The organism is Bacillus cereus group sp. MS39 (assembly GCF_040448665.1).
GTDB classification, from domain to species: domain Bacteria; phylum Bacillota; class Bacilli; order Bacillales; family Bacillaceae_G; genus Bacillus_A; species Bacillus_A wiedmannii.
This window is the reverse complement of record NZ_CP123058.1, coordinates 1,937,477-1,962,954: the sequence shown is the minus strand read 5'-3', so window position 1 is coordinate 1,962,954 and position 25,478 is coordinate 1,937,477. Positions and strand designations below refer to the sequence as shown.

Below are 25,478 nucleotides of genomic sequence, written 5' to 3'. Positions count from 1 at the left end.
CACAAAATGAAAAGGAAGCTAGATTTCTCTATCTTCCTTTTCTTATTTTTATATTTCCACACTTTCTTTCCCTTTTGCAACGTAACTCATATCCCCAACAGACTCGACTGTATATGTTCCATCTTGATATACAATCTTTGTCACACTTGCATTTTCCACTCCAAGTTTTGTTTTACTACTGTCTAGCATTTCAATTAATGCAGTAATCAAAAGCCCATGAACGACAACTAAAACGTTGCCACCTCCATTTGCAGCAGCTTCTTCACTAACTTTATCAATCTCTGCTTTTATACGAGTAGAAAATAATTCCCAATCTTCCGCCTGTTTCGTAGGGTCTGCTGCTCTAATCAGATTAATCACTTCTTGAATAGAAAACTTCATAAGTTCTTCTGGTGATGCAACGCCTGCAGCTTTTCCAACCACATCCCACATATTTTCAAGTTTTTCACCTTCAAAAATACCAAAATTTAATTCTCGTAATTTTTTTCTTTTCTCAAGTTTTAACTTTGATTGCTCACTATATTTTAATACTAAATTAGCAGTTTCAATCGCTCGGCCGCTATCACTACTATACGCATTCGTAAAATGAACATCTTTTAATCCTGTTCCTAAATTAGAGGCAACTTCAACACCTTTTTCTACTAACGGGGAGTCTGCCCAGCCTTGCGCGCGATGATTCGTATTTAATATTGTTTTTCCGTGTCTTGTAACATATAACGTAACTACATTCTCATTGCTATCTGTTTCTCTATTCTTCATCCTTTTCTCTCCTTTTACATTTCTATATCAATTTTACCATCTTAATTATTCATTGAGCAAAATATACGTAAGTGAATTTGCTTAATAAAAAAAGCTATCTTTCTGTATATCTCTACAAAAAGATAGCATCTTTTATGATTACATTTCTTAACTGATATTCCTACTCAGCAAATGCACTCGAATACTGAACAACTCCTTCTACACCTTCAAGAGCATTCTCCCTTAATTCCATCACCATAAACACCTCTTCAGGCACTTCAAATGGTGCTTTTATATTCCACTTACTTGCTTTCTTAAAGCCAAATTTCGGATAGTACTCTGGATGTCCTAATACTACAACTGACCCGTATCCAAGTTCTTTCGCTTTTTCTAACGCAGCTCCAATAAGTTTTCCACCAATTCCTTTTTTCTGATGGCCCCTAGCAACTGAAACTGGTGCAAGTGCTAATGATTCTTCAGAAATCCCATCCTGTTCTATCGTAATTTCCGATAACATAATGTGACCAACGATTTCCTCATCTACTGCAACGATTGATAATTCAGGAATAAATGCGTCACATTCTCTAATACGTTTTACAAGTTCATGTTCCTTTTTATCACTAAATTCTTCATTTAAAAATGCTTGTTGTACAACTTCTTCTGTTTTTCTGTAATCATTTTTTTGTTCTTGTCTAATCGTTACCATTCTATATTATCCTCTATTCTTCCTTATTTCTTTTTGGATTTTACGAAGCGCTTTTTTCGATCCGCGCTCAATATCATGTTGCATTTTTCTTTCTTTATAATCGACAAATAGTGTATTTAAATCATATCCCTCTGGGTATAATTCCTTCGCCGCTACCTCTAAAGTAATACGTTTTACATTCACTTCAACAAATTCACCGTTATAATATACAACGACGTTATAGAAATTATCTATTTCCTTATAGATAATACCAAAATCATCATAATCTAATACATTTACACGATCGCCGATTTTGTACTCGTAATGATTTTCTCTTTTTCCTTGCACAAATTTCGGTTTTCTAATTTTGCTTTCATTCACTTTTTCTAGAGCGTACTCTTTATTTCCCATATACTCTTTCGCTCTTTGCAGTACACGCTCTCTTACGTTCATTTTATTCGCAATCCAAAGCGCATTACTTTCACCTGATTTACCGATTACTAATTTATAAAGTGGTTCTAGCGTCTCACTATTAAATTGCATCGCCGCATTCATAAAATCATCATGCATTTCTGAGAATCGTTTAATTTCACCATAATGCGTACTCGCAACTGTAATACATCCCGCAAGATAAAACTCCTCTAAAATAGAAATTGCAAGTGCTGCCCCTTCATTCGGTTCAGTCCCGCTTCCTATTTCATCAAATAATAGTAGCGTATTATTATTTGACATCCTCATAATTTCAGATAGATTTTTCATATGAGATGAAAATGTACTGAGTGCATTTTCGATACTTTGATTATCACCAATATCTACAAATACATTTTCGAAAATAGCAATTTCTGTTTCTTTATCTCCAGCGATATGCAATCCTGACATTGTCGCTAAAGTTAACAATCCGATTGTTTTTAATACAATTGTTTTCCCGCCTGCATTTGGTCCTGTAATAATTAAACTACGATAGTTTTGACCGATTTCAAAGTGTAACGGTACTACTTTTCCGCTTAAAAGCGGATGCTTACAATTTACTAAATGAATGTAGCCATGATCATTTAACTTTGGCTCTATTCCATCGATCGATTTACTAAACTTCGCTTTTGCAAATACCATATCATACTGACTAATTAATTCCATATTAATTTTTATATGATAAATATTTTCTACTACCATTCCTGATAAAGTCGCTAAAATTTGATACTCTTCCATCGCTTCTTCTGCTTTCAAACTAGCGAGTTCCGCATTTAACTTTGTAACAGTGTGTGGTTCTATAAATACAGTAGAGCCTTTAGCGGACGCTTCAACTATACTTCCCGCAACTTGATTTTTATAAGAAGATTTAATTGGAATTGTATACCTATCATCCTTCTTACTAATAAAGAACTCTTGAATATACTTCTTATTTGCACTACTATTTAAAAACTTCGTTAAGCGCTCTTTTATTTTTCCGTCTACAGAATCAATGTTATTTCGAATTCGTTTCAACTCTTTACTCGCAGCTGCATCAATACTATTACCTTTAATGGAAAAGTTGATTTCCTCTTCAATACTTTTATATTCAGTCATTGAATTCGCATAAGAAGCTAATACTGGCGCAAAAAATTCTTTATCTAACATAAAATTTTTAATCTTTCTACAACCACGTAAAAAGTCTGAAACACTTACTAATTCTTCAGGATCTAAAATCATCCCTTTTTCTAATTTTTGAATTGTACTAGCAATATTTGAAATGCCGAAGAAAGGAACATGCCCTTCTGCATCTACTATAGCTCGTGCTTCTGTCGTTTCATTCAAGCGATTCCTCACTACTTTTATACTCGTACTCGGCTCTAATTTATTTAATAATTCTTTACCTAATCCACTTACACAATAAGATTTCACTATATCCTTTAATTCGTTATATTGTAACTTTTCAAAAGTCATCGTATTCATTTTGTTTCTCCTCACTTTGATTGATTTCTATCATAAATGAAGATACCTACTCATTAGATTCCAATGAGCCCTACATTATTTAATTACCATTTTTATACATTTAAAATATATACAAAAAAGCTGCGGGGATACCGCAGCTTTTACATTTACAAGGCATGAGTAATAACATATGAGGAAATAAGCCATAAAAACGGATGGCAATCCCCTTATTACACGCTTTATAAAGTATTGTAGGTATCTTCATAGGTATCGAAATAAATCCATGACAAAATTAGGGGTATGATATACATAAAAATCCCCTGGTCTTATCCGATTTATTTCATTAAATTTTTCCTATTTAGTACCTACCGCACTCACAAAAAGCACCTCTCATTAATTTATATTATAGTCATTGAAATCTAATTTACTGAAATCATCATACTATATGTTTTGTGAGAAGTAAAGGTGTCATACTTTTATAACTATACAGAATATAAAAAGAAGAGGAAACTTATATTTCAGTCTACCTCTTCTTTTTCAACACCAATTTACTGCTGAACATATATAGAAACTGAGCCTCCACTTACATGGAATTGCCCCCATCCATCCTTATTAATTGTTACAGTATTTGTTTGATTACCCGTAATATCGTACCATACTTCCCCTGCGTTATTCTTTCCAACATCCATCCACTTTGCCCCTCCTGGTCCATCAGAGATTAATGTTGCTAAACCAGAATTAGCATGTACACTATCACCTTCTCTTGTCCAGCCAATCACATCTGGATGATCCAAATAATCACGCTGCGTACCATATGCAAAGTTTTTTCGTGCCGTTAAAATCGGATCAATTTTGTCCTTTAACGCTGGAATTTCATAGTTACTATTTCCTTTTGTACCATAGTAATCACCATAGAAAACAGAAGGATATCCCTCTGCACGCGTTAAAATAAATGCATATGCCAACGGTTTGAACCAAGGGCTCACTACAGATTCCAATGACTGACCAGGCTGTGAATCATGATTTTCAACTAGCGTAACTGCAAGTGTAGGATGATTCGCAACTACTGTTCCTTTTAAAATATTTCTCATATCATAATTCCCATTTCCTTTTGAAGCATAATGAAAATTATAATGAAGTGGTGCATCGAACACAGATTGATTATAATTGACCTTCGCTAAATAATTATTTAAAGTCTGGATATCATTTTGCCAATATTCAGCTACTGTAAACATTTCTTTCCCCGTTTGCTGTCTAACATGATTTACCCAATCGCGTAAATATTCATGATCAATATGTTTAACAGCATCTAAACGAAATCCATCTAAATTTAATTCATTCGCATACCACGTTCCCCATTTTTTCATTTCATTCGCAACATCTGGATGATCAAAATCAAGATCCGCATACATCAAATAATCATAATTTCCATTCTCGCTAGACACTTCCCAGTCCCACGCTTTACCTATGCCCCTAAATTTATAAATTCGGTTTAATTCCCTTCCTTCATCCCAATCCGTTCCGTCAAAATGATACCATTTCCATTTGAAATTAGAATAAGAATCTCCGCGCCCCGGAAAGTTAAATCCCGTCCACGCACTAATTTCATAATCACCTGATACTTCAACATTTCGATTGCTCGGATCTACCTCAACTGCTGTGACAGTTTCCGTATAATCAGCCCCACCTTTATGATTCATAACTACATCACCGTATACATCGATGTTTTTCTTATGTAAAGCGTCAATTGCAGATTTCAATTGTTCTTTCGTCCCATATTTCGTCCGCACTGTTCCCTTTTGATTGAATTCACCTAAATCATATAGATCATATGCTCCATATCCTACGTCATTTTGCGTAGTTCCTTTATATGCAGGTGGTATCCAAACAGATGTAATTCCTTTTTGCGCTAAATTTTCAGCATCTGAATGCAAGCGATTCCAATGATTCCCATCATTCGGAGCATACCACTCAAAATACTGCATTAACGTTCCATTGTTAACCGTATCTGCATACACTTTACTTCCCCCATGTATACTAGGTAAAAACAAAACAACCGACAAGCCGACTACTGTTATTTTTTTTAACATATTTACAACATCCCCTTCTAAGAAAACGTTTGCATAGTTTATCGGAATTATTATAATATTCGTTCTAGAATTAGTAAAGTAGCAATCTCTCACTCTCCCACATTATTTTTTAATCTAACATCAAATATTCACCAAATACTGCACCGTAGTTTTTATTTCACATATTATTCAAGATTGTTTACAATTTATCTATAAACGCATAACGGAGGGATTTCTATGACGGACTTTCAAAAACAATTTTTTTCAAGATTACATATAGAAGAAAAACACAAAGTTTCATTTGAAGATTTACCTAACATTATGTGCGCAATGGCACAAACTGTCCCTTTTGAAAACTTAAATATTCTCGAAAACAGCTTTACACAAATATCAAAAGAAAATCTAAAAGAAAAAATTTTAGTAAACAACCGTGGCGGTCTTTGTTATGAACTCAATCCTACTATGTATTACTTCCTTAAAGACGCTGGATTTGATGTTCATCTCGTTTCAGGAACAGTGTACAATGCTGCAAATTCTATATGGGCTGTGGATTCTGGCCATATCGCAACTGTTTTAACACATCATAATGAACTTTATTTAATTGAAGTAGGATTCGGATCATACTTACCTCTTGCACCTGTCCCTTTCTCAAGTGAAGTCATTCACTCCGTTACAGGAGATTATCGTATTCGTAAAGAAATGACTGAAAAGGGAAACTACATGTTAGAGATGCGTAAAAATAATGAGTTTTTGGATCAATCTTCTGCTGATGATTGGACGTTAGGCTATGCATTTTATATAGAAGAAGTAGATGAAGAAAAAGCAAATGCAGCACAAAAAATTATCGTTGAACATGAGGGCTCACCATTCAACAAAGTACCTCTTATTGTAAAATTAACTGAAGATGGGCATGCATCTTTAACAAAGGATAGTCTGACAATAACGAAAAACGGTAAAAAAACGAAAGAAAACGTTACAGATGTGCAATATAAAAAGCTTTTACATTCAAAATTCGGCATTACATTATAATTTTTTAAGCCTTGCTATTTTTAGCAAGGCTTTTCAATTTTCAGCAGGGATTTTTTGCAATTTGTTGTATTTCATAGTTATATAGGAATATAACTACATATTTAGAAAGGAAATGATTATGACAGAACTTAAAGATCGACTACAAGTAGCTGATAAGGAGAAATGGGATTTAACGGATATATACCATAGCATTGAAGATTGGGAAAGCGATTTTCATAAAATTGAAGTATTAACGAAAGACTTACATGAGTTTAATGGCACTATTCACGACGGCAATAGCTTATTAGCTTATTTAACAAAGAGTGAAGAAATTTCTAGCATAATATCTTTAATGTTCGCTTATGCGCGATTACAATCTGACCTTGATACGCGCGATACTGACGCCCAATCTCTTGTCGATAAAGTATCACAATTACACGTGAAAGTAAGTGCGGCTAAATCTTTCTTTTCCCCATTCTTACTTAGCGTAGATGAAAACACATTACATTCTTACATAGAAGAAGCAGAAGGCTTACAATATTATAAAGAAGATTTATTTGAATTATACCGTTATAAAAAACACGTATTGAATAAAGACCAAGAAGAGATTTTATCACAAATGGGTGAAGCACTTTCCTCTCCGCAGCATACATATGGCATGTTAAATAATGCGGATATACTATTTGGTGAAGTGACTACTGATGATGGAGAAAAAGTTACTTTAACGCGCGGAATGTATGCAAAGTTAATAGAAGATGAGAATCGCGAGAAACGTAAAGAAGCCTATAAAGCTTATTACAAGCCATACGTTCAATTAAAGAATTCTATCGCTTCTACTTTATCTGCTGCTATTAAAAATAATGTTACTGTTTCAAAGCTAAGAAAATATCCATCAGCTTTAGAAAAGTCATTATTTGGCGACATGGTTCCGAAAGAAGTATATGAAAATTTAATTGAGACGACGAAAAAAAATATTCAATCACTACATACCTATAATGAACTTCGAAAAGAAAAATTAAATGTAGATGAACTACGTCAATACGACTTGGGCGTTGATTTAGTAGCGGGTGTAAAACAAGACATTCCATATGACAAAGCATTTGACATGATGATCGAATCACTAGCTCCATTAGGTGAAGAATATATTGAAACATTAAAAAGCTTTAAAGATAAACGCTATATCGACGTAAGAGAAACACCTGGAAAACGTTCCGGCGCTTATAACTTTGGTGTATACGGTGTTCATCCTTTCATTCTTTTAAATCATCACGATGATTTAAATAGCCTTTTCACTCTTACTCATGAATGTGGACACGGCATGCATACACATTACTCACACGGATACCAACCAAGAATTTCTGCACACTATACTATTTTTGTCGCAGAAGTTGCTTCTACAGTAAATGAAGTGCTATTAATTCATCATTTATTAAAAGAAGCCAAAGATGCTAATGTACGTAACCATTTAGTAAACCATTTCATCGAGAAATTTAAAGGCACTTTCTTTACACAAATCATGTTCGCTGAGTTTGAAAAAATCACACATGAAATGGTGCAGCAAGGTAAACCATTAAATGCCCAAGTCTTTAGCGAAGTTTATGAAAACTTGTTTAGAGAGTATAATGGCGACTCTCTCGTATTTGACGAAGAAGTAAAATACGGCTGGGCTAGAATACCGCATTTCTATCGTCCATTTTACGTGTACAAATATGCAACTGGATTCGCTTCTGCAATCCAAATTGCTGATAAGTTATTGAGCGGCGACCCAAATGCTCAAAAACATTATATTGAATTCCTTAAAGGCGGAAGTTCTGACTATCCATTAAACTTACTGAAAAAAGCTGGTGTTGATTTAACTACGCCAGAACCGATTGAAAGTGCATTAAACCGTTTTAGCTCACTTGTTGAAGAATTTTCAGCATTATAAAAAAGCATGCAGAGTATATACTCTGCATGCTTTTTTCATTTCGGTTACTTTATGCTAAATGTTGCTGCGTCACACAGTGAATCATGCCACCATACGCAAACAGTTTATTTACATAAATACCGACAATTCTTCTTCCCGGAAACTGCCCTTCAATGATTTGAAGCCCTAACTTGTCATGCTCATCTCCATATATAGGAACTAATACAACTTCATTTCCAATATAAAAATTCAAATATGAGCCCTTACAGTCTGCTTCTTTTACCATTTTTCTTGTCACCGGTACTGGTATGAGCTGAAATGGTTTTCCATCTATATTTCTTGCTTGTCGCAATTCTTGATAATGCTTTTCGTATGCTTCCAAAAGGTATGATTCACTTTCCCCGAAAGGATCATATTCATAAAGAATTGTATTTTCATTTACAAAACGCGCTGCCCCATCAATATGGTAATCTGTATCTTCATCATAATTATCCTCTCCGCGAATACCAGTTATCCATATAAAATTCGTTACTCCCAGATACTTCGTTAACTCTATTTCAATCTCTTCCTGACTTAGTGTAGGATTTCGATTTTCGTTTATAATAGAAGTTTTTGCCGCCATTAAGGTGCCATTTCCGTTTATCTCTATTCCCCCGCCCTCCAAACAGACACTAGATTTAACTTTTGGAATGCTAAACATTTCACTTATTTCCGCCGGAATACCCGCATCATTTTCATACGGATATTTCTCACCCCACCCATTAAAAATCCAGTGTGTTAAGCAGAGATTGCCTTCCTTATCTTTTACAAAAATCGGCCCATTATCTCTTACCCACACATCATCCGTCTCTTGAACTAAGAAATCAATTTTATCCATATCCACTTTCGCTTCCATTAACTTCGATTGGACATGTACTTTTTCTTCTTCATCATATACAACAATATGCACAATTTCTCCGTAATGAAGCTCCTTTGCCATCGTTACCCAAATATCATCTAGCTTAGCTCTGTAACCTTCACCTCTATGAGCTTTATCATGAGGCCATTGGAGCCATGTCCCCTCATGCTTTTCCCACTCAGCTGGCATATAAAACAAACTATTTTCCATATTTCTCATACATGTTCACCCCTTCTTCGAATGTAAGTTCAGTCTAAACTTTGACATCGTGTTAAGGTCAACAGGAATATATTCATTTCCTTGTAACTACTTTATAAGGTGTCTCTTTATTTCTCCTTGTGATACACTACTTCTCCTTGTAAAACCGTCACTAAAACTTTCGCATTCGGAATCTTATCGGCACTCATTTTAGTAATATCTTCATTTAGTAATACCATATCGGCTGATTTACCTACTTCAATTGAACCAGTAATAGTATCAAGACCTAATGCTTTGGCGGGCTTAATTGTATATGCATCAATAGCTGCGTATACATCAGACAAGCCCTTTTCATCAATACTTAGTGCATTCGAAATCGTCACAAGTGGATTTAGTTCATTTACATCCCAATCACTACTAAGTGATACGTTTGCTCCTGTTTTCCAAATGCGTCCTAACGGCATAATTCGTTTCATCTGTTGATCTGAGAAATACGTACTTGCCCAGCTTTGTTTTGGATCTTCCGCAAAATCATGACCTACTTGGAAATCAGCGCTAATACCTAATTTAGCAAAACGATTTATATCACTATCTTCTACCATCTCAACATGCGTAAGTGTATAAGGCTGATTCGCCCCTTCTTTTTTCGCTGCTTCAATTGCATTTAAACTCTCTCTTACCCCGCCATCTCCAATTGTGTGGATGAGTGCACCGTAACCAATTTTATTGAGTTCACTCAACCACCACTTCATTTTTTCTTCTGGAATATAGTTCAAACCGTACGGTGTTCCTTTAAACCACTCAAATTTATATTTTTCTAGTATTTTAGCTGTGCTGTTAATGCTAATTCCATCACTATACATTTTCACTTGATTAATAAGCATTCGAGATGATACATCATCGCGCTTAATTTTTTTGAAATACTCCATTTGTTCTGCTTCATTTAAGTTCGGATATACCCACGGACGAAGTACTACTCGCGATGTTAACTTTTTCTCATCATTTACTTTATTCCAAACATCTAACCAACCTCGTTTCCAATAGAGACGTCCATCGCCAACTGTAGTAATACCATTCTTCGCAACCTCATCTAAACCGTCTAACAAACCTTCATAATTTTTTTCAAACAGATTAGGTTGGGAGTTCCATGCTTTTTCCATCACAATGTCTCCAGCTGTATCATAAAGAATTCCAAACGGCTCTCCTGTCTCTGGATCCCGAATAATTCTTCCGCCTTGCGGATCTTTCGTATCTTTATTTATTCCCGCTAATTCCAATGCTTTTGAGTTAACCCATACAGAATGAGAAGTTCTTTCCATAATTAATACGGGATTATTAGGAAATAACTCATCAAGAACTTGTAATGGCGTTTGTTGTTCTGACTTTTCGTCCATATCTTTTAATAGCTCTTCCAAACTAAATCCCGTTCCACTGATCCATTCGCCATCTTTCACATCTTTTTTACAAGCCTTTAAATACGAGCGTTGTTTTTGCAGGGAAGCATCTGATGAGACACTACAATTCCCTGCTGCTGGTGATTTCGCTTCAAATATGTGATTATGATTGTCCACAAAACCAGGGAGGATAAATCGCCCTTGTAAATCCACCACTTTCGTATCTTCATTTATAAATCCCTCTACATCCTTGTTTGAACCAACAAATGTAATTTTCCCTTCTTTAACGGCCACAGCCTCTACAATGTCTTGCTTGCCATTTGAAGTATAGATCGTACCATTTTTAAACACTACATTTTTGGGCAACTGATTAGGTAGAACAAAGCTACCATTCTCACCTTCTCCTACTCCAGGAGTACAAGCTGAAACCCATGTCACACTTAGAATCAGACAAACAATCATAATTGTTCTTTTCATATTTTTTCTCCTTTTTATTATGATGAATTGCTTACATAAATAGAATAAGGATTGACATAGTGTTAATGTCAATCCTTATCTTCAGTCTATTTTCATCACTAAAAAACAAATTTGTGTCACATATTCCTCTACTAAACAATCACATTCAGGTCCGATACGATAAACTTAACTAAATCTATACAATTCAATCAAATTTACACAAGTTAGTGCTTCATCGTGTTCTCGCAGCCCCAAAGGGACGAGGGGTATAACACTCCACACGAGGCAGTATCGTTACCTCCTATTATCAAGCATTTATTTTACCCATCTTGATAAATTTATCGCAGCATTTACATCCCTATCGTGATGGCTATTGCACCCAACACAGTCCCATTCACGAATCTTTAAACTCCACTGTCCTTCTGGTTGAACTGAATGGTCGTATTTACCTCCGCAACATGAGCAAATCTTGCTTGAAGCGAACCATTTATCAGCTTTTACATACTCAATGCCGTACTTCTCACACTTGTATGATAAACATTGAAAGAAGAAGTTTAATTTTTGAAAGGAAAATGCTTTCGATAGTTTTTTGTTTTTTAACAGGCTTGAGATAGATAAGTCTTCCACAACAATCCTCATTGGTTTGGTTTTCACCAATTTAGCTGTTGCTTGATGGATATGGTTATTTCGGATATTCGTAATTTTCCTAGATAACCGCAGGTGCTCAGCTTTCGCTTTTTCATATCCGGCAGATTGAATTTTTACACCTTTTTTAAATCTCCTAGACATATCTCTTTGTGTTGACTTTTTCCTTTTCAAAAGTTTTTTAACCTTGGCATCTTTGTTTATATTTCGTTCTTTCATACCATTAGAAGCTACAAACAGCTCTTTTAAACCAACATCCACACCGATCGACTCATTGGTTAGTTCTTGTAATTCAAAGTCTTCTTGGAATCCTACACTCATCCACCAGTGACGACCGTCAAATGTAACTCTTGGATTGGATGGTTTTTTGTTTCTTGGTAGTTGTTGGCTTGTTTTCACTTCTCCAATAGACTGAATATGAACTACTTTCTTTCCTATAATCAGTCTTTCATAATTGGCATAAAATCCTTGGATTAAATCTTTTTTAGATTTATAAGAAGTATGATAACCATTTTTGTACTTTTTGAACGAATTTTTCCTCGCCGTATCAAAATCTTTTGAAGCCTGTTTAGGAACTTGTGCGTTGATGTCATTTAACCACTCATATCTCTTTTGCTTCTTGATCTTTGTAAATCGTTTCTGTAAAGCTAACTGTGAAACAGATTTTCCAAATAGCTTATAATATCTATCACTCATTCTTTTACAATAGTTATAAGCGAATCTTGCAGCACCAGCATGGTTTCTAAGCACTTTTTCTTGTTCAGGCGTTGGAATTAGTCTGACTTTCTTCGCCAATATCATCAGAATGTAACTCCTTTAATGAAAGATTTGTTCTTCTGAATCGTAGCGTGTTCCACCAGCATTCTCCTGAGACCCCTCGGATGCAAACCTGTTAATTCTGATACTTGACTAACTCGTAAAAATTTCATTATTATTCTTACCTCATTGAACCTAACGTAGCACATACGTTCGATACATTCAATGAGGTTTGATAGATTTAATTAAATGTATCTCGTTCAACTAAGGGCGCAATTCCTTAGCCAGTTCTCTTATGAACTTCTCATGTTTTCACATGAGCGCAGACTATATGTTTATCTCTTTAGAGATAGAGGATTTTTCCACCACCATAGGCTTGTGGTGTACTCTCGTCAGTTATACGAGATAGTCGTTGAACGTTCATCTTATCCATTTTGACTTAGATGATTCGAGGCGGAAGACCCATTGTTCTAGTGTTTAGGATTTAACCTTGCACGATCTGATTGATTTTTTCTGCTTTCGCGACATTCACGCTCGCTATTTCTAGCCACGTTGTAGTTCAATCAGCTTTAGGGATTGCCCGCAGTTAACCCTCACTACTAGCCAATCACTTGACTAGCAGGGCTTACTGATATATTTAATTAACTTTCTTTATAATTGGTTAAATAAATCGTAACAGTTAGTTACCCTTTACGTAAACCTCATATGGCGAATCCTCTATTACATAACCATTTCTTTCAATCCATTTTTCTAACGCAATATATGCGTAACCTATATAGTCATAACTTCCATAATGCATAGTAGTAACAATTTGATGCGGATTTAGTTTTTTTATTTCATATTCTTGTACTACATCTTTATTGTTCCTATGCATGACCGGAATTCTTAATTCAATTTCGCTCTGATTTGGAATATACTCTTCATCATAAAAGACTGTAGAGGGCGAACCGACTATTTGAAAGTTACTCTTTTGTACTTTTTCATATAAGTCATAAAAATAATCATCCATATCATCTATATTTATTTGCAGTCTTTGAGCAATTACTGTTATTTCATTTCTCATTCCAATAAATATATCGTAATTTCTATTGCGAGCGATATTTAAACCATTATTCATACTTACCATTTCATTCATTTCTGAAATAACCTGTAAATTTTGTTTCACCTCATGAGATAACTCTATAATTTGTGCTTGCATATGTTTCACAAACGAATCTTGATCTGACGACTGAAGAATGATTTTAATTTTTGGTAGCGGGAACTTATACTCCCTTAACTTTTTTATTTTCAACGCTATTTCTAACTGACCTTGCTCATAATATCTATACCCATTTTCCGGGTTCACATATGCTGGTTTTAATATATCCTCTTTGTCATAATGCCTTAGCATCCGTGTACTCATTTTACAAATCCGTGAAAACTCAGTAATTGTATACATATACTTACCCCTTGAATACATTTTCTTATACGCTTATTTTAAAACCAATCAAAAATCTTCCTTACTGAAAAATCTCCATTCTGATTTTTCAAGCTCTTCATTTTTGAAGGTAGCAAATGATGAGGACAGTACCACGTTAAACAATTTATTGCGCCTCCCATTGTTGATATTTCTCCTACATGAATTTGAATAGCTTGTTTCTCCGTATGTTGTTGAATATATCGTAAAACTTCCCTATCCTTAGCTAATCCAAACTTAGGAACGTAAATCGTTTCACATGTTTCTAACATATTTATATACAAACCTTTTGCCGATGCTATTTCTTGATCATATTGCCCCTTTTCTGTATATGATGACGGAACAACTATAAATTCAGCTTCTGGCATTTGCTCTTGAATAATTTCTTGAACATTATATCTAAATTCATGATCCCCTAAAAAATCACTAATAAACATTGTATGTTCATCAATAAATTTAACCATTCCGTCTGCGTGTGCAAGTACATCTCCTTCTTCAGCAGGAATAATAATAACTCGACTCACATCTAAATCCCATTCCAGTTGCTCTATAATTTCTTCTTCCGTCCACTCATAATTATCATCAAATATGCGTTCCGTTAATATAACAGTATCTTTTTTATTCCAAATCAGATTTCCACCATCTAATATCAATGGAGATTTCACATATTCAAAGTCATTCTTTTTCAACCATTTATTAAATTGTTGATCTAAATATCGCCCTTGATCTTTCGGTAAATAATTTGGGCGATATTTAAATTTAACTAGATGACTTGTTACAACTGGCGCAACATCTCTTAGCCAAATATCATCATACTCAAAAGAGCTTGTATGAAAGCCTTGCTCTTCAACAGATAAAGATATAAGTTGATCAGTAAATGCTTTATTTTCATTTAAGTATTCATTAAAATAAATCAGGTCTTCATAAAATGGACGATAATATGCATTTGATTTATCTGGTATTGCAGTAAAAATAATTCCATTATGTTTTTGTTCCATACTATTTACCTCGCTTTTTAATAATGGTTGAATAACTAATTTCACTATGTCAACTATTTACCTTTTCATAACAATTTTCGAAACGTGCACATTTCATGAATGGATTATAGCACGGAGAAATATTATATATTTATATAAAAATATATAGCCGTGGTTGAGCGGAAAATTGACTCTTGACAGGTTTTTAAAATACAATAATAAAAATTTATATGAAAGTATGAAATTTAATAATAGAATCATAAGTCCTATCATTAGGAAACTAGTTAATATTATTCCTTTCAATGCCCTTGCTCCTTTTTACAAAAAATAAAACATGACAAAATAGATAAAGGTAACAATGTACCTATTTTGTCGGAAGGTTGCTGAATTTCAATCGATTATTTCAATTGAATCGGTTGTTGCTGTGTAACACAATGAATCATGCCGCCATTTTTATAAAGCTCTCTCACATCAATACCAACTACTTTACGATCTGGATATAACTTCTGAATCGTATCGTTTGCGATTTTATCATTCGGATCATTATAATTAGGCACCAATACAACTGTATTCCCAATATAATAATTAATATACGACCCCTTATAATCGAGAACTTTTCCATTTTCTAAAGTAACTTTATCTTTACTAAGAGGTAAGTATTCATACTTATATTTCTGTCCTGACGCATTTTTTGCATCTAACAATGCATCCATATCCTTGTTTGACAAACCCCATTCGGCTAGGTCATCTTCTTTCATCGTTACAATCGTAGATTTACCATGGAATTTAGCAAATCCATCAATATGAAAGTCAGTAATATCTAAATTAGGCACTCCGTCTAACCAAATAAAGTTTGTTACCCCAAGATCACTAATATATGTTTCAATGTCCTTTTCTGATAAATCAGGATTTCTATTTTTATTCGTCACAGCACTCCGGGTTAATAAAGCAGTCCCATTACTGTCTAATTCAATTGCACCACCTTCAAGGACAAACTTTCCCCAATCAATTCTTTCAATCCCTGATTGTTTACTAACATTCTCACGTATACGAGCATCATTTTTATAAGGAGTTTTCTTCCCCCAACCATTAAATGCTGGATCTAATATTTTGAGATTTTTATTATTGTCATAAACAAAAATTGGTCCACTATCCCTTGCCCATACATCATCAGTAGGCGAGATAAAGAAATCAATTTTATCCATATTCAGTCCTTTATCTATCAAAAGCTTATTAATGCGCTCTTTCTCCTCCTCATCGTATGCAACAATGTGGACTTTTTCACCTTCAGTTAATGCACTTGCCATCTTAATCCAAATCGGTTCCACTTCCTGCTTATACTCTTCACCATATGTAAATTCATGAGGCCATTGTAGCCATGTACCTTCATGTTTATCTTTTTCATCTGGCATCGTATATTTCCCAGCATTTTTCTGTACCTCTACTTTTTCACTCTCTTTCCCTTTAGCATTTTCATTATTCCCCTCAAAAGAGCATCCACTAATAATCGTTGTAGATAATGTAGCCATTAAGCAAAACTTTACTATTTTTTTCATTTTGTAAACCTCCTGTTCTTGTCTCCAATAATGTAAAGCTTCACATAGTGTGAAGCTCAAGCTTTTTTGTAGATGTAAAATTTAACAATTAATCTTACGCATAAATTCAATACGAACAGATGAACTTCACGCAGCAACTTTCCTATATTTAACATACATATCATTTAACTTCCTATATAAAATTATTCTAATAATCCCTCTTCATAGTTACTTCTTCATTGAAATTTCCCAAATAAAAAATCGGTATTGATAATTACATATCAATACCGATTTACAAATTATTATTTTCCTTCTATTAAATCATTCGCCATTTTCCTAAACTCCTGATTAAACGTATCATTCATATCATTTTGTACGTTAGAGAATAATATTACAAACGTTCGTTTATCCCGGTTAAAATTATTAAATGTATTCCAACCAGCTAATACACCATGATTATGATAATAATCTGGATTAGTATAGAAACTAAATCCATATTTTCTTACAGGTGATGCAGTAAACATATCTAATACACTTTGTTTAGACAGCAGTTTTCCATCCATAATAGCCTCATCTAATCTTTTCATATCTTCAACAGTCGTATACATTTCACCACACCCATACAACCAATTCATTTTTAAGCGGGGTGCAGCTATTAACTCATTATCTTTTTTCGTATAACCTTCTGCTAAGAAAATATCTTCAGGAAGGGTAGCCCCCATTCCTGATTCATGCATTTCAACAGGCGTAAAAATATTTTCTTTCACATATTCAGCGAGCGGTTTATTCGATATCTTTTCTACAATATACGCAAGCACCATATAATTATAATCTGTATATTTCCACCCAGTCCCTGCAGGAAATTGCAATTTTTGTGCACCAATCCACGTTACTAACTTTAATCGTGACGCCGCATCAACCCTACCTTGTCCCTGATCTGGCAACCCAGACGTATGTGTTAACAAATTTCGTAACGTAATGTTTTTATCTGCCGGAAATGAAGAAATATACTTATTTACATTGTCTTCAATGTTTAATTTCCCTTTTTCTTTTAGTTGCATAATAGATATTGCAACTACTGTTTTCGTAATAGAACCAATACGATATTTCGTTCTTGGCGTCGTGACTACTTTATCTTTCACATTCGCATACCCATAACCTTTTCGTAAAATCACATGATCTTTACTAGCTACAAGAACACTCCCATTAAATCCTTTTTCTTTTAAATATTGATCTAGTTTTCCAGCTACAACTTCATAGCGCTTTTTTTCATTTGCATCAACTTCTTGCATACCGTCCTTTTGCTTACTATTTAAATTAGAAAATGCCTTTATATCATATTTCTTACCTTTATTTACATGTATTAGTGCAACGACACTCCCACAAAAAATAGCAAAAATAAAGAAAACAATTAACCATTTCTTTAGCATAATAGGAACCCTCTTTTATCTAGTTTCACTTAACGCGCATCCATTCTATTCTATATCTGTTAATTTTCAAATACTTTATATTATTATATTCACCTAATTAAACTAGATTCCTTTTTCTCATATTCAATTTTTGGCTACTCTCTATTGTATTTCTTTCTTGCAAAATTTCCACCTTACAATCGTATACACCCTACTATAATTTCAACATCTTATGTAACATTTGTTACATATCATAAAGAACGGAGTTGTAAACATGAAAAATGCTGATAGACGCAATCGATTAGATGATATAATGTTTCATTATCGTGTGACAAAAAACAACATAGTTTTAATTGAATATTACGTAAAAAAGATTTTAATATTAAAAGGACATGATGCTGAAAAATTTTCAAACAAAATAAATCATGCACATAACATACAGAAAAACAACTCATTATGGCTAAAGTGACAGGAAATTTCAAAAGAGGCAATGAACATCATTGAAAACGAATATCATTTATATTTTGATTATACAACATATAAAAAAAGAAATGTCGCTCATTCGGCATTTCTTTAGACTTTCTTCATAAAAAATTTACATTGCTAACTTTCTTTTATTTTTGGTTTTTACTATATAAACTCACTGCCGAGATACATAGTAATACCACTATACATAACCACGCATACGTATAGCCTTTTTCATCTACAATATAACCAAATAAAACAGGTGCAACAATAATCGCAATTTGATTGAATGTCAGTGCCAAACTAACTGTTATTCCAACACGTTCTTCACTTGCCAATTCAGCAACTTCGATGATAAAAAGACTAAACCATCCAATTGAAAAGAAGCCTAACAATGCACTTATACCATATAATACTCCACTCGTTACTGTATGTATGCACATTACTAACAATAGAATCAAACCGATAGAAGCGCAGACAGCTATAAATAAAGGTATGTGCCGATTCCCCTTATAAAACAAATCACTAATAGCTGCTAATGCAACACGGCCAATCATTCCAGAAAAGAACATAACTGAAAATACTGTTCCGGCTACAATAGATGTAATGGATTGTTCCCTTACTAGAAATTTCATAAAGTGCCCAACTAACACCATTTGCAATGAAATCATGCAAATCCCCGTTATATAAATTGGATACAACTCTTTTTTGCATATCACTACTTTTAGCTGCGTCCAAAAAGAAATTTTAATATGTTCTTTCCTTACTTCCTCCTGAGCATATGGCTCTTTATAAAACATAAAAAATAATAAACCTCCAATTATACAAATGCATGCCATACTATTTATCGCGTAAGTCACATTATATTGTATTGTAAGAAACGGGATTAAAACTCCCGCTAACGCGCCACCAATCGGTATACCAGCTTGCCTTATTCCCATCGCGAATCCACGATTTTCTTTTGAGAACCATTTTAAAATCACTTTACTTCCTCCTGGCTGGGAAACACTATAAAACATTCCTACTAATAAAAGTACAAATAACAGTCCATTAAATCCACTTACTATATTGGTTAGTAAAAGCGAACCTCCTAGCAAAAATGAACTGATAGAAATTAATAATTTTTCATTATATTGATCAAGTAGCCGACCGACGAACAGCATACAAAATAGCGGTCCAACATTTACAACACTTACTAACAATCCACTCTCCGTATTCGTAAGCGCATATTCTTCTTTCCAAAATAACGCCAAAACTCCAACACCATACGTTATAAGTGTCGCTGTTGTTTGAGCAATCGTCGCAGCAATTAACATCATCCACTTATAATTTCTATTCACCCTTTCTTCGATTAACAAAATAATCCCTCCATCCACTTCCATTGTATGAAAGTTCTGATATCATATAAAATAAAGATTCATCATATAATCCATTAAAAAAATTGATACCTTTTCGGAGGGATGATACGTGGACATAAAAGATTTAACTGTATTTTACGAAGTTGCGAAGGAAAGTAATATTTCTCACGCAGCTAAAAATTTGAACTATGTACAATCAGGCGTAACAATGCGTATGAAACAACTAGAAAATGAATTAGATGTGCCTTTATTTTACCGTAACGGAAAAGGTGTAACTTTAACTTCTAACGGTGAGATTTTATTAACATACGCTAAACAAATTATCCACTTAATGGATCAATCTATAAAAGCGGTTCAAAGTAATGGAACTGAGCCAAAGGGCACGTTGAAAATTGGATGTACAGAATCTACAACTGCGGTAAGGCTTCCCTCTATATTAACGGCCTACTATGAGAAACACCCAAAAGTCGAATTGATTTTAGAAACAAATACGACCGAACAACTAATTAGGCTAGTGTTAGAAAGAAAACTAGACGGAGCGTTTATAGCTGGCTCTACTCAGCACGCTGAACTTCATACAAGTGTCTTTCGGGAAGAAGAATTAGTTCTCATTAGTAAAAAACCTTTATCCTCCTTTAAAGACATAGGAGACATGAATTTACTTGCCTTTAGTCACGGGTGCTATTATAGAAGTTTATTAGAAGACTGGCTTCAAGAAGAAGACATCTCGCCTAAACGAGTATTAGAATTCGGAACAATTGAAGCGATACTTGCATGTGTAAAATCAGGTATGGGCGTAGCGATTATGATGAAATCAATTTTAAAGGAGCATGAACATGACCTATCATTCAATCCTTTACCAAATAGATTCAAAAAAGTTCCTACTACTTTTATTACTAGAAACGATATATATCACTCAGCTGCATTACAAAAATTTATGGAGATGATTTAACAATGCGTGAAAAGAAAATACGTGGTATGAAGCGTAAAATTAACACTATGATAAAGCGAATTGAAGAAAATACAAAAACGTTCCCTTCTGCTTTCTGTGACGATGAATATTGGTATATGCCCTTACCAGTTTCTCAAGCTTTTATCGAGTCTCATAAAACACCTAGAAAAGTAAAACGATTATGTATACAAACCTTATTAAATCAAGCACAGCATTTAATAAAAATAAAGCCGAGTGATACACATACATATCGAGTTGTTACTTTAATTTCTATAGAGAATTTATGGGACTCACAAATCATTGTATTTAAAAATGAGGGTTACTTTCATAATTTCTTTAATAGAAATAGTGAATTCCAAAAATGGATTCTTCTTTCAAATGAATCTGATTTTTGGGAAGCATGGAGAATTTCAATTTGTCCTACTGTCCAAATGTTACACTTTCAAGAAGTCATTTATGATGAGGATGCAATCTATGAAAAAGAGATTTGGTTTGTTGGAGAGTTATCTTAAAAGGGGAACTTTCAAATAAAAAGCTTCTCTTTTTCTACTTAATAAAATCGCTATATAATGAATTTATCATTTTACTATATAGGAGGTTTTCAAATGGTAATCCCTAAATATCCTGATGTCCCTACTCTTACGAAAAAACAAATCGATCAAATTACAGAAATCACTTTTCTAAAAGAAACCACACCACAAAAATGTGATGCCATTTTCGTTTTCGGCGGTTCTCATCCTGGCAATTGGCAAGCCCCTCTAAAAGCTTATCAACAAGGCTTAGGAAACCAAATTATCGTTACAGGCGGTACTAGTTTGCATGGCATGAAACATCCGATCTGGAATTACGGGGATTTATCAGAAGCAGAAGTAATTGTAAATAAATTAATGGAACATGGCGTACCAAAAGACGTTATTATATTCGAGACAAACTCCCTCCATTCTATCGCTAATGTAATGGAAGCGAAAAAGATTTTTGATTTCACAAAGATTAATCGATTACTCTTTGTATGTAAAAGTTTAGGAGCTGGTCGACAATATAGAGTATTAAAAAAACATCTACCTAATACTGTTACTTGTATTCCATTTACATTTGATACAAGTTTCGATGGTTAGTTTATAATTAATAGATATAATTGGATGGAAAATGAAAAGAGTCGCTCTATGATTTTTGGAGAATACTTGAGAAATATTTGCTACGGTAGAAAAGGCGGCATTGAGCCACCTGAAAAAGAAGTTCAAGGCTTAGAAGAATATGTATCCTACTACTATAATCTAGCATAATAAAAAAAGGTATACCAAAACATCGGTATACCTTTTCTCCTATTTATTTTTCTTTTAACACACTATGTAATCGATCAGGATAATTTGTAAACATTCCTGTAGCACCCCATTTAATTAACAATCTCATATCTGGTTTCTCGTTAATTGTATACGGGTGAATTAACAGTCCATTTTTCCTAGCCATTTTCATATATGACTCATCAATAATTAGTTCTCCGTTATCATTACGTAAGTTCGGTCCAATACCAACTGCATATTTTTTAATTTCTTGAAAATCATCATTCGTTACACTTTTCGGTTCATGTGTAATACCAGACCATTCAACAATCTCATTGTTTTCATTTGGATAATACCAAAGCAGTTGAACTAACGGAATATTTTTATTCATACTATGAATCTTTGTTAAACTGTCTTTACTAAATGATTGAATCATAACACGGCTAGAAGACATGTTTTGACCTACTAAATTATATTTATTTAACAACGCTAACAATTTCTCTTCCATTCCTGGATAAACATCTGGTGATTTTGTTTCAATGTAATACTTCATACTTCTTCCGTACTTTTGGAAGATTTCTTCAAGAGTCGGAACCTTTTGACCAACGTACTCTTGCTTAGCCTTTTCTGGATAAGCTTTATTGAACCAAGATCCTGCATCTAAGCTTTTTATTTCACTTAATGTTTTATCTCGTACTTCACCTGTTCCATTTGTAGTGCGATCAACTGCTGTATCATGCATTGCAATTAATTGGCCATCCTTAGTTAATTGAATATCTAACTCCAAATAATCCGCTTTCATTTTTTTCACAAGATCATAAGAAGCAAAAGTATGCTCAGGTGCATGTCCACTTGCTCCGCGATGTGCAATATTTAAAAACTTATTCGTATTCCACTCATGCTTTCCTTCTGCTTTCGCATGAACAGCTCCCCCAGCAAAGATACTTCCCGTCATAAAGAAAATAACTAACACGCTAATAATTTTTCTCATCCTTCTAACCCTTCCTACGTTGTAAATTTCAACAAGTTAATGAGATTTACACGAAATAGAAGATATATTTTCATTATTTTTATAAGCTTATATTAAAATTTCAGTCTTACGAATATACTTTCCTTATGTTATTAATATAGAAAACTATTTATTTTCTATACCCCTCCTTTCCACATGTAACTTCCCTATTGTGTACGGTTCATCCAATAAAAAAAGCCATAATTTATTTAGAGGACACTTCTGTACCCCTAAATAAATTTATGGCTTATCTCAAATATCTCCGGCCTCGATTAACTTGTCGAAATTAATCATACCAAACCTATTAAAATTTGTGAATATTATTTTTTCAGTACGGTAAAGCTTTAATCAGTATAAGTTATATATCTATCTTATACTAATTAGTATTTGAACACATCGAATTTTCTGTACAGCCTAATTCCTATCTAACTTCTTTAATTTCCATTCATACAAGATAAAATTCTATTGTCATTTGACGTGATATTTACGTAAATCTAGGTTTTACTTAATTACAAATTCTTAATTTCGTATATCCTTTCTTGCAAGTTTAGGTTTCTTTTGAGAATGTGGTATATTTACATGTCCCGAAGCAGCCACGGATTGTCTCCTTTCCTTCCTTGACAATTTAGGTTTCTTTTGAGAATGTAATTCTTTTAAATGTCCCGAAGTAATACCTTGTTTTCTAAAATCAAAGTAAAAATATACATGTGTACTTAGAGCTAAGAACACAACGGAAAAAAATGAGAAGAGAATGATTAATAAAATAGCCATAGCCTTTTGGCTCAAAATTCCAATACTAATTTGACCAATCATATAACCTAAACTTGAAAAAAATACAATTTTAGGGATTTTTACATCTTGATCCGTTGTCCCTCTTAAGCGGGCTGTAAAATATTTAATCCAGAATAATTCAGATTTATAAACAATTAAACTATATGCAATAAGCGATAAAATAAAAAATAAAGGCGACTCTATTTTTACGAATTCGTAAGCTAACTTTTGCACAGCTATAAAACTACAAAATGAAATACTTAATGAAACAAATCCAGAATATAGTAAATGTTGCAACTGAGACTGCCGGGGCTTATAAATGGAAACCCAAATCCCCCATAGATTACATATCACATAAAATGGTAAGGCTACGTAGGAGTATATATTGAACGGTGGAAATATGAATAAAATGATAAGTAGCATAAAATTCATGATAACCCACATAAAGGCCCCTACTACATTCCTTATATCAAATGGTATTAATATTCGTATACAATTCACTATGTTGTTGCCATTATATTTGTCCATTATGCATCCCATCCATTTCCTTCCTCTTCAAATCAACATATACCCATATGTATACGCCATATACACTACACACAACAGCCAATAAAGAAAAGACTAAAATTAAGACCGTCGCTAAACCGTTTTGTGATAATGTACCTATACATATTTGTCCAATAACATATCCCAATCCTGATAAATAAACAATTGGAGAAATTTTTATATTGTCATTTTCTTCATTGTTTAATCGCTTTAAAAAACTTTTCACTCCAATAGAAATCAATTTATAAATTGTAAAAATGTAAAGCACAAAAGTAACAATAAAAAACAGAGGTGTTTCAATTTCAATAAAAGTATATGCAATCTTTTGAATCACTATAAAGCTTCCAAAAGAAAAAGTTATTCCCATAAATCCATTATATAAAATGTGTACCAACCTTGGCTCATTTGGTTTACAAAAAAATACCCATCCCCCCCATATATTAGCAATGAAAAGAAAAGGTAAAATTACATATAAGTATATAGTAAAGGTTGGAGGAAATAAAAATGGGGTTAAAATCATAAAATTAATAACTACCCATACCATAACGACACTCGATCTTACACTGCCAGGCATCAATTTCTGAATAATTTGTTCCGTGCTCTTTCCGTGGTATTTTTCCATATTAATCTCCCAAAAACTAAAAAATTTTATCTAAAACTGCTCCGATTCCAGATTTAACTCTATCTTTTATCGAATCCTGTTTACCATCATGATTCCAATCACCTTTGTTAAACTTAATTCCATCTGTTACTATACTAGCTCCTATAGAAACACCAAAGCCAATACAAGCTCCAGCAACAGTTCCGATTGGACCTCCCAAAAAAGTTCCAACCAATGCACCTGCTTTGGCTCCCGCAAAGGCACTTACAGCAGTTGTACCAACCCCAATTGCTGCATAGCCTAAAGCACTTGTTTTTAATTTTAATCAATCTTTAAGAAATTCTTTTGGTGATAAAATATGTCTTTTTACATCGTCTATTTGCTTTACTTCGGCTAGAGGTAATGTAGTATGTAATCTCTAGGAAATATAATACAATAAAAAAATGATTCAATCTAGT

Annotated in this window: 19 protein-coding genes and 4 pseudogenes; 6 read left to right on the top strand and 17 right to left on the bottom strand. The window is 33.7% G+C overall.

What is annotated here, in order from left to right; translation table 11 throughout:
- Nucleotides 1-48 precede the first annotated feature (48 nt).
- From QEP67_RS10180 to amyS, 4 genes are all read right to left on the bottom strand, one after another.
- Nucleotides 49-759: a histidine phosphatase family protein gene (locus tag QEP67_RS10180; protein WP_000797119.1), complete on the bottom strand. Its 711-nt coding sequence runs from the start codon at nucleotides 757-759 to the stop codon at nucleotides 49-51.
- Between the two features lie 160 nt (nucleotides 760-919).
- The gene (locus tag QEP67_RS10175) at nucleotides 920-1,444 is read right to left on the bottom strand and encodes an N-acetyltransferase (protein ID WP_000256484.1); all 525 of its coding nucleotides are present in this window, start codon (nucleotides 1,442-1,444) and stop codon (nucleotides 920-922) included.
- Between the two features lie 6 nt (nucleotides 1,445-1,450).
- The gene (locus tag QEP67_RS10170) at nucleotides 1,451-3,352 is read right to left on the bottom strand and encodes a mannonate oxidoreductase (protein ID WP_001095198.1); all 1,902 of its coding nucleotides are present in this window, start codon (nucleotides 3,350-3,352) and stop codon (nucleotides 1,451-1,453) included.
- Nucleotides 3,353-3,879: 527 nt separating this feature from the next.
- A complete protein-coding gene (amyS, locus tag QEP67_RS10165) occupies nucleotides 3,880-5,421 on the bottom strand; it encodes an alpha-amylase (protein WP_000913989.1) in 1,542 nt (513 codons plus the stop codon).
- Nucleotides 5,422-5,637: 216 nt separating this feature from the next.
- Between amyS and QEP67_RS10160 the strand changes: the two genes are divergently transcribed.
- On the top strand, nucleotides 5,638-6,429 hold the full coding sequence (locus QEP67_RS10160; RefSeq protein ID WP_000129223.1) for an arylamine N-acetyltransferase: 792 nt from the start codon (nucleotides 5,638-5,640) through the stop codon (nucleotides 6,427-6,429).
- A 118-nt stretch (nucleotides 6,430-6,547) separates the two neighbouring features.
- Entirely contained in the window at nucleotides 6,548-8,335 is a 1,788-nt protein-coding gene (gene pepF, locus QEP67_RS10155) for an oligoendopeptidase F (RefSeq protein WP_000137561.1), read from the top strand.
- Between the two features lie 49 nt (nucleotides 8,336-8,384).
- On the opposite strand, the gene QEP67_RS10150 is transcribed toward pepF, so the two are convergent.
- From QEP67_RS10150 to QEP67_RS10115, 8 genes and pseudogenes are all read right to left on the bottom strand, one after another.
- Nucleotides 8,385-9,431, bottom strand: coding sequence for an agmatine deiminase family protein (locus tag QEP67_RS10150; RefSeq protein ID WP_001245335.1), 1,047 nt, complete (start codon nucleotides 9,429-9,431; stop codon nucleotides 8,385-8,387).
- A gap of 107 nt (nucleotides 9,432-9,538) precedes the next feature.
- Nucleotides 9,539-11,281 (bottom strand): amidohydrolase, encoded by a 1,743-nt coding sequence (locus QEP67_RS10145; RefSeq protein WP_000831433.1) that lies wholly within the window; start codon nucleotides 11,279-11,281, stop codon nucleotides 9,539-9,541.
- Nucleotides 11,282-11,362: 81 nt separating this feature from the next.
- Nucleotides 11,363-11,446: pseudogene (locus tag QEP67_RS10140) on the bottom strand (MerR family transcriptional regulator); the annotation flags it as partial.
- 129 nt (nucleotides 11,447-11,575) lie between these two features.
- Nucleotides 11,576-12,706, bottom strand: coding sequence for an RNA-guided endonuclease TnpB family protein (locus tag QEP67_RS10135; protein ID WP_000599316.1), 1,131 nt, complete (start codon nucleotides 12,704-12,706; stop codon nucleotides 11,576-11,578).
- A gap of 634 nt (nucleotides 12,707-13,340) precedes the next feature.
- Nucleotides 13,341-14,099 (bottom strand): MerR family transcriptional regulator, encoded by a 759-nt coding sequence (locus tag QEP67_RS10130; protein WP_000288085.1) that lies wholly within the window; start codon nucleotides 14,097-14,099, stop codon nucleotides 13,341-13,343.
- 38 nt (nucleotides 14,100-14,137) lie between these two features.
- A complete protein-coding gene (locus QEP67_RS10125; RefSeq protein WP_000435527.1) occupies nucleotides 14,138-15,115 on the bottom strand; it encodes an agmatine deiminase family protein in 978 nt (325 codons plus the stop codon).
- 377 nt (nucleotides 15,116-15,492) lie between these two features.
- Nucleotides 15,493-16,650, bottom strand: coding sequence for an agmatine deiminase family protein (locus tag QEP67_RS10120; protein ID WP_000724910.1), 1,158 nt, complete (start codon nucleotides 16,648-16,650; stop codon nucleotides 15,493-15,495).
- A gap of 281 nt (nucleotides 16,651-16,931) precedes the next feature.
- Nucleotides 16,932-18,059: a serine hydrolase domain-containing protein gene (locus QEP67_RS10115; RefSeq protein ID WP_000915182.1), complete on the bottom strand. Its 1,128-nt coding sequence runs from the start codon at nucleotides 18,057-18,059 to the stop codon at nucleotides 16,932-16,934.
- A gap of 253 nt (nucleotides 18,060-18,312) precedes the next feature.
- Here QEP67_RS10115 and QEP67_RS10110 point away from each other — a divergent pair.
- Nucleotides 18,313-18,542, top strand: a pseudogene (locus QEP67_RS10110) (hypothetical protein).
- 110 nt (nucleotides 18,543-18,652) lie between these two features.
- On the opposite strand, the gene QEP67_RS10105 reads toward QEP67_RS10110, so the two are convergent.
- Nucleotides 18,653-19,885 carry an MFS transporter gene (locus tag QEP67_RS10105; protein ID WP_353706569.1) on the bottom strand — a complete coding sequence of 411 codons (1,233 nt, stop codon included), beginning with the start codon at nucleotides 19,883-19,885 and terminating at the stop codon, nucleotides 18,653-18,655.
- An 85-nt stretch (nucleotides 19,886-19,970) separates the two neighbouring features.
- Between QEP67_RS10105 and QEP67_RS10100 the strand changes: the two genes are divergently transcribed.
- The 3 genes and pseudogenes from QEP67_RS10100 (at nucleotide 19,971) to QEP67_RS10090 (ending at nucleotide 22,096) form a co-directional block, all read left to right on the top strand.
- A complete protein-coding gene (locus tag QEP67_RS10100; protein ID WP_000351722.1) occupies nucleotides 19,971-20,813 on the top strand; it encodes a LysR family transcriptional regulator in 843 nt (280 codons plus the stop codon).
- A gap of 2 nt (nucleotides 20,814-20,815) precedes the next feature.
- A complete protein-coding gene (locus QEP67_RS10095; protein ID WP_001208321.1) occupies nucleotides 20,816-21,325 on the top strand; it encodes a DUF3916 domain-containing protein in 510 nt (169 codons plus the stop codon).
- Nucleotides 21,326-21,418: 93 nt separating this feature from the next.
- Nucleotides 21,419-22,096 (top strand): annotated as a pseudogene (locus QEP67_RS10090) (YdcF family protein).
- Between the two features lie 43 nt (nucleotides 22,097-22,139).
- On the opposite strand, the gene QEP67_RS10085 reads toward QEP67_RS10090, so the two are convergent.
- The 4 genes and pseudogenes from QEP67_RS10085 to QEP67_RS10070 all read right to left on the bottom strand — a co-directional run.
- Complete coding sequence (locus tag QEP67_RS10085; protein WP_001226338.1) at nucleotides 22,140-23,084, bottom strand: glycerophosphodiester phosphodiesterase; 945 nt, start codon at nucleotides 23,082-23,084, stop codon at nucleotides 22,140-22,142.
- Nucleotides 23,085-23,621: 537 nt separating this feature from the next.
- On the bottom strand, nucleotides 23,622-24,413 hold the full coding sequence (locus QEP67_RS10080) for a hypothetical protein (protein WP_000501776.1): 792 nt from the start codon (nucleotides 24,411-24,413) through the stop codon (nucleotides 23,622-23,624).
- Nucleotides 24,388-25,041: a hypothetical protein gene (locus tag QEP67_RS10075; protein ID WP_000417242.1), complete on the bottom strand. Its 654-nt coding sequence runs from the start codon at nucleotides 25,039-25,041 to the stop codon at nucleotides 24,388-24,390. Before QEP67_RS10075 ends, QEP67_RS10080 begins: the two co-directional genes overlap by 26 nt.
- Before the next feature lie 16 nt (nucleotides 25,042-25,057).
- Nucleotides 25,058-25,429: pseudogene (locus QEP67_RS10070) on the bottom strand (type VII secretion protein); the annotation flags it as partial.
- Between the last annotated feature and the right edge of the window lie 49 nt (nucleotides 25,430-25,478).

What these genes read in the sequence shown, in the direction of transcription:
- QEP67_RS10180 (WP_000797119.1), bottom strand. Translation starts at nt 759, where the DNA reads ATGAAGAATAGAGAAACAGATAGCAATGAGAATGTAGTTACGTTATAT.
- QEP67_RS10175 (WP_000256484.1), bottom strand. Translation starts at nt 1,444, where the DNA reads ATGGTAACGATTAGACAAGAACAAAAAAATGATTACAGAAAAACAGAA.
- QEP67_RS10170 (WP_001095198.1), bottom strand. Translation starts at nt 3,352, where the DNA reads ATGAATACGATGACTTTTGAAAAGTTACAATATAACGAATTAAAGGAT.
- amyS (WP_000913989.1), bottom strand. Translation starts at nt 5,421, where the DNA reads ATGTTAAAAAAAATAACAGTAGTCGGCTTGTCGGTTGTTTTGTTTTTA.
- QEP67_RS10160 (WP_000129223.1), top strand. Translation starts at nt 5,638, where the DNA reads ATGACGGACTTTCAAAAACAATTTTTTTCAAGATTACATATAGAAGAA.
- pepF (WP_000137561.1), top strand. Translation starts at nt 6,548, where the DNA reads ATGACAGAACTTAAAGATCGACTACAAGTAGCTGATAAGGAGAAATGG.
- QEP67_RS10150 (WP_001245335.1), bottom strand. Translation starts at nt 9,431, where the DNA reads ATGAGAAATATGGAAAATAGTTTGTTTTATATGCCAGCTGAGTGGGAA.
- QEP67_RS10145 (WP_000831433.1), bottom strand. Translation starts at nt 11,281, where the DNA reads ATGAAAAGAACAATTATGATTGTTTGTCTGATTCTAAGTGTGACATGG.
- QEP67_RS10135 (WP_000599316.1), bottom strand. Translation starts at nt 12,706, where the DNA reads ATGATATTGGCGAAGAAAGTCAGACTAATTCCAACGCCTGAACAAGAA.
- QEP67_RS10130 (WP_000288085.1), bottom strand. Translation starts at nt 14,099, where the DNA reads ATGTATACAATTACTGAGTTTTCACGGATTTGTAAAATGAGTACACGG.
- QEP67_RS10125 (WP_000435527.1), bottom strand. Translation starts at nt 15,115, where the DNA reads ATGGAACAAAAACATAATGGAATTATTTTTACTGCAATACCAGATAAA.
- QEP67_RS10120 (WP_000724910.1), bottom strand. Translation starts at nt 16,650, where the DNA reads ATGAAAAAAATAGTAAAGTTTTGCTTAATGGCTACATTATCTACAACG.
- QEP67_RS10115 (WP_000915182.1), bottom strand. Translation starts at nt 18,059, where the DNA reads ATGCTAAAGAAATGGTTAATTGTTTTCTTTATTTTTGCTATTTTTTGT.
- QEP67_RS10105 (WP_353706569.1), bottom strand. Translation starts at nt 19,885, where the DNA reads ATGGAAGTGGATGGAGGGATTATTTTGTTAATCGAAGAAAGGGTGAAT.
- QEP67_RS10095 (WP_001208321.1), top strand. Translation starts at nt 20,816, where the DNA reads ATGCGTGAAAAGAAAATACGTGGTATGAAGCGTAAAATTAACACTATG.
- QEP67_RS10085 (WP_001226338.1), bottom strand. Translation starts at nt 23,084, where the DNA reads ATGAGAAAAATTATTAGCGTGTTAGTTATTTTCTTTATGACGGGAAGT.
- QEP67_RS10080 (WP_000501776.1), bottom strand. Translation starts at nt 24,413, where the DNA reads ATGGGATGCATAATGGACAAATATAATGGCAACAACATAGTGAATTGT.
- QEP67_RS10075 (WP_000417242.1), bottom strand. Translation starts at nt 25,041, where the DNA reads ATGGAAAAATACCACGGAAAGAGCACGGAACAAATTATTCAGAAATTG.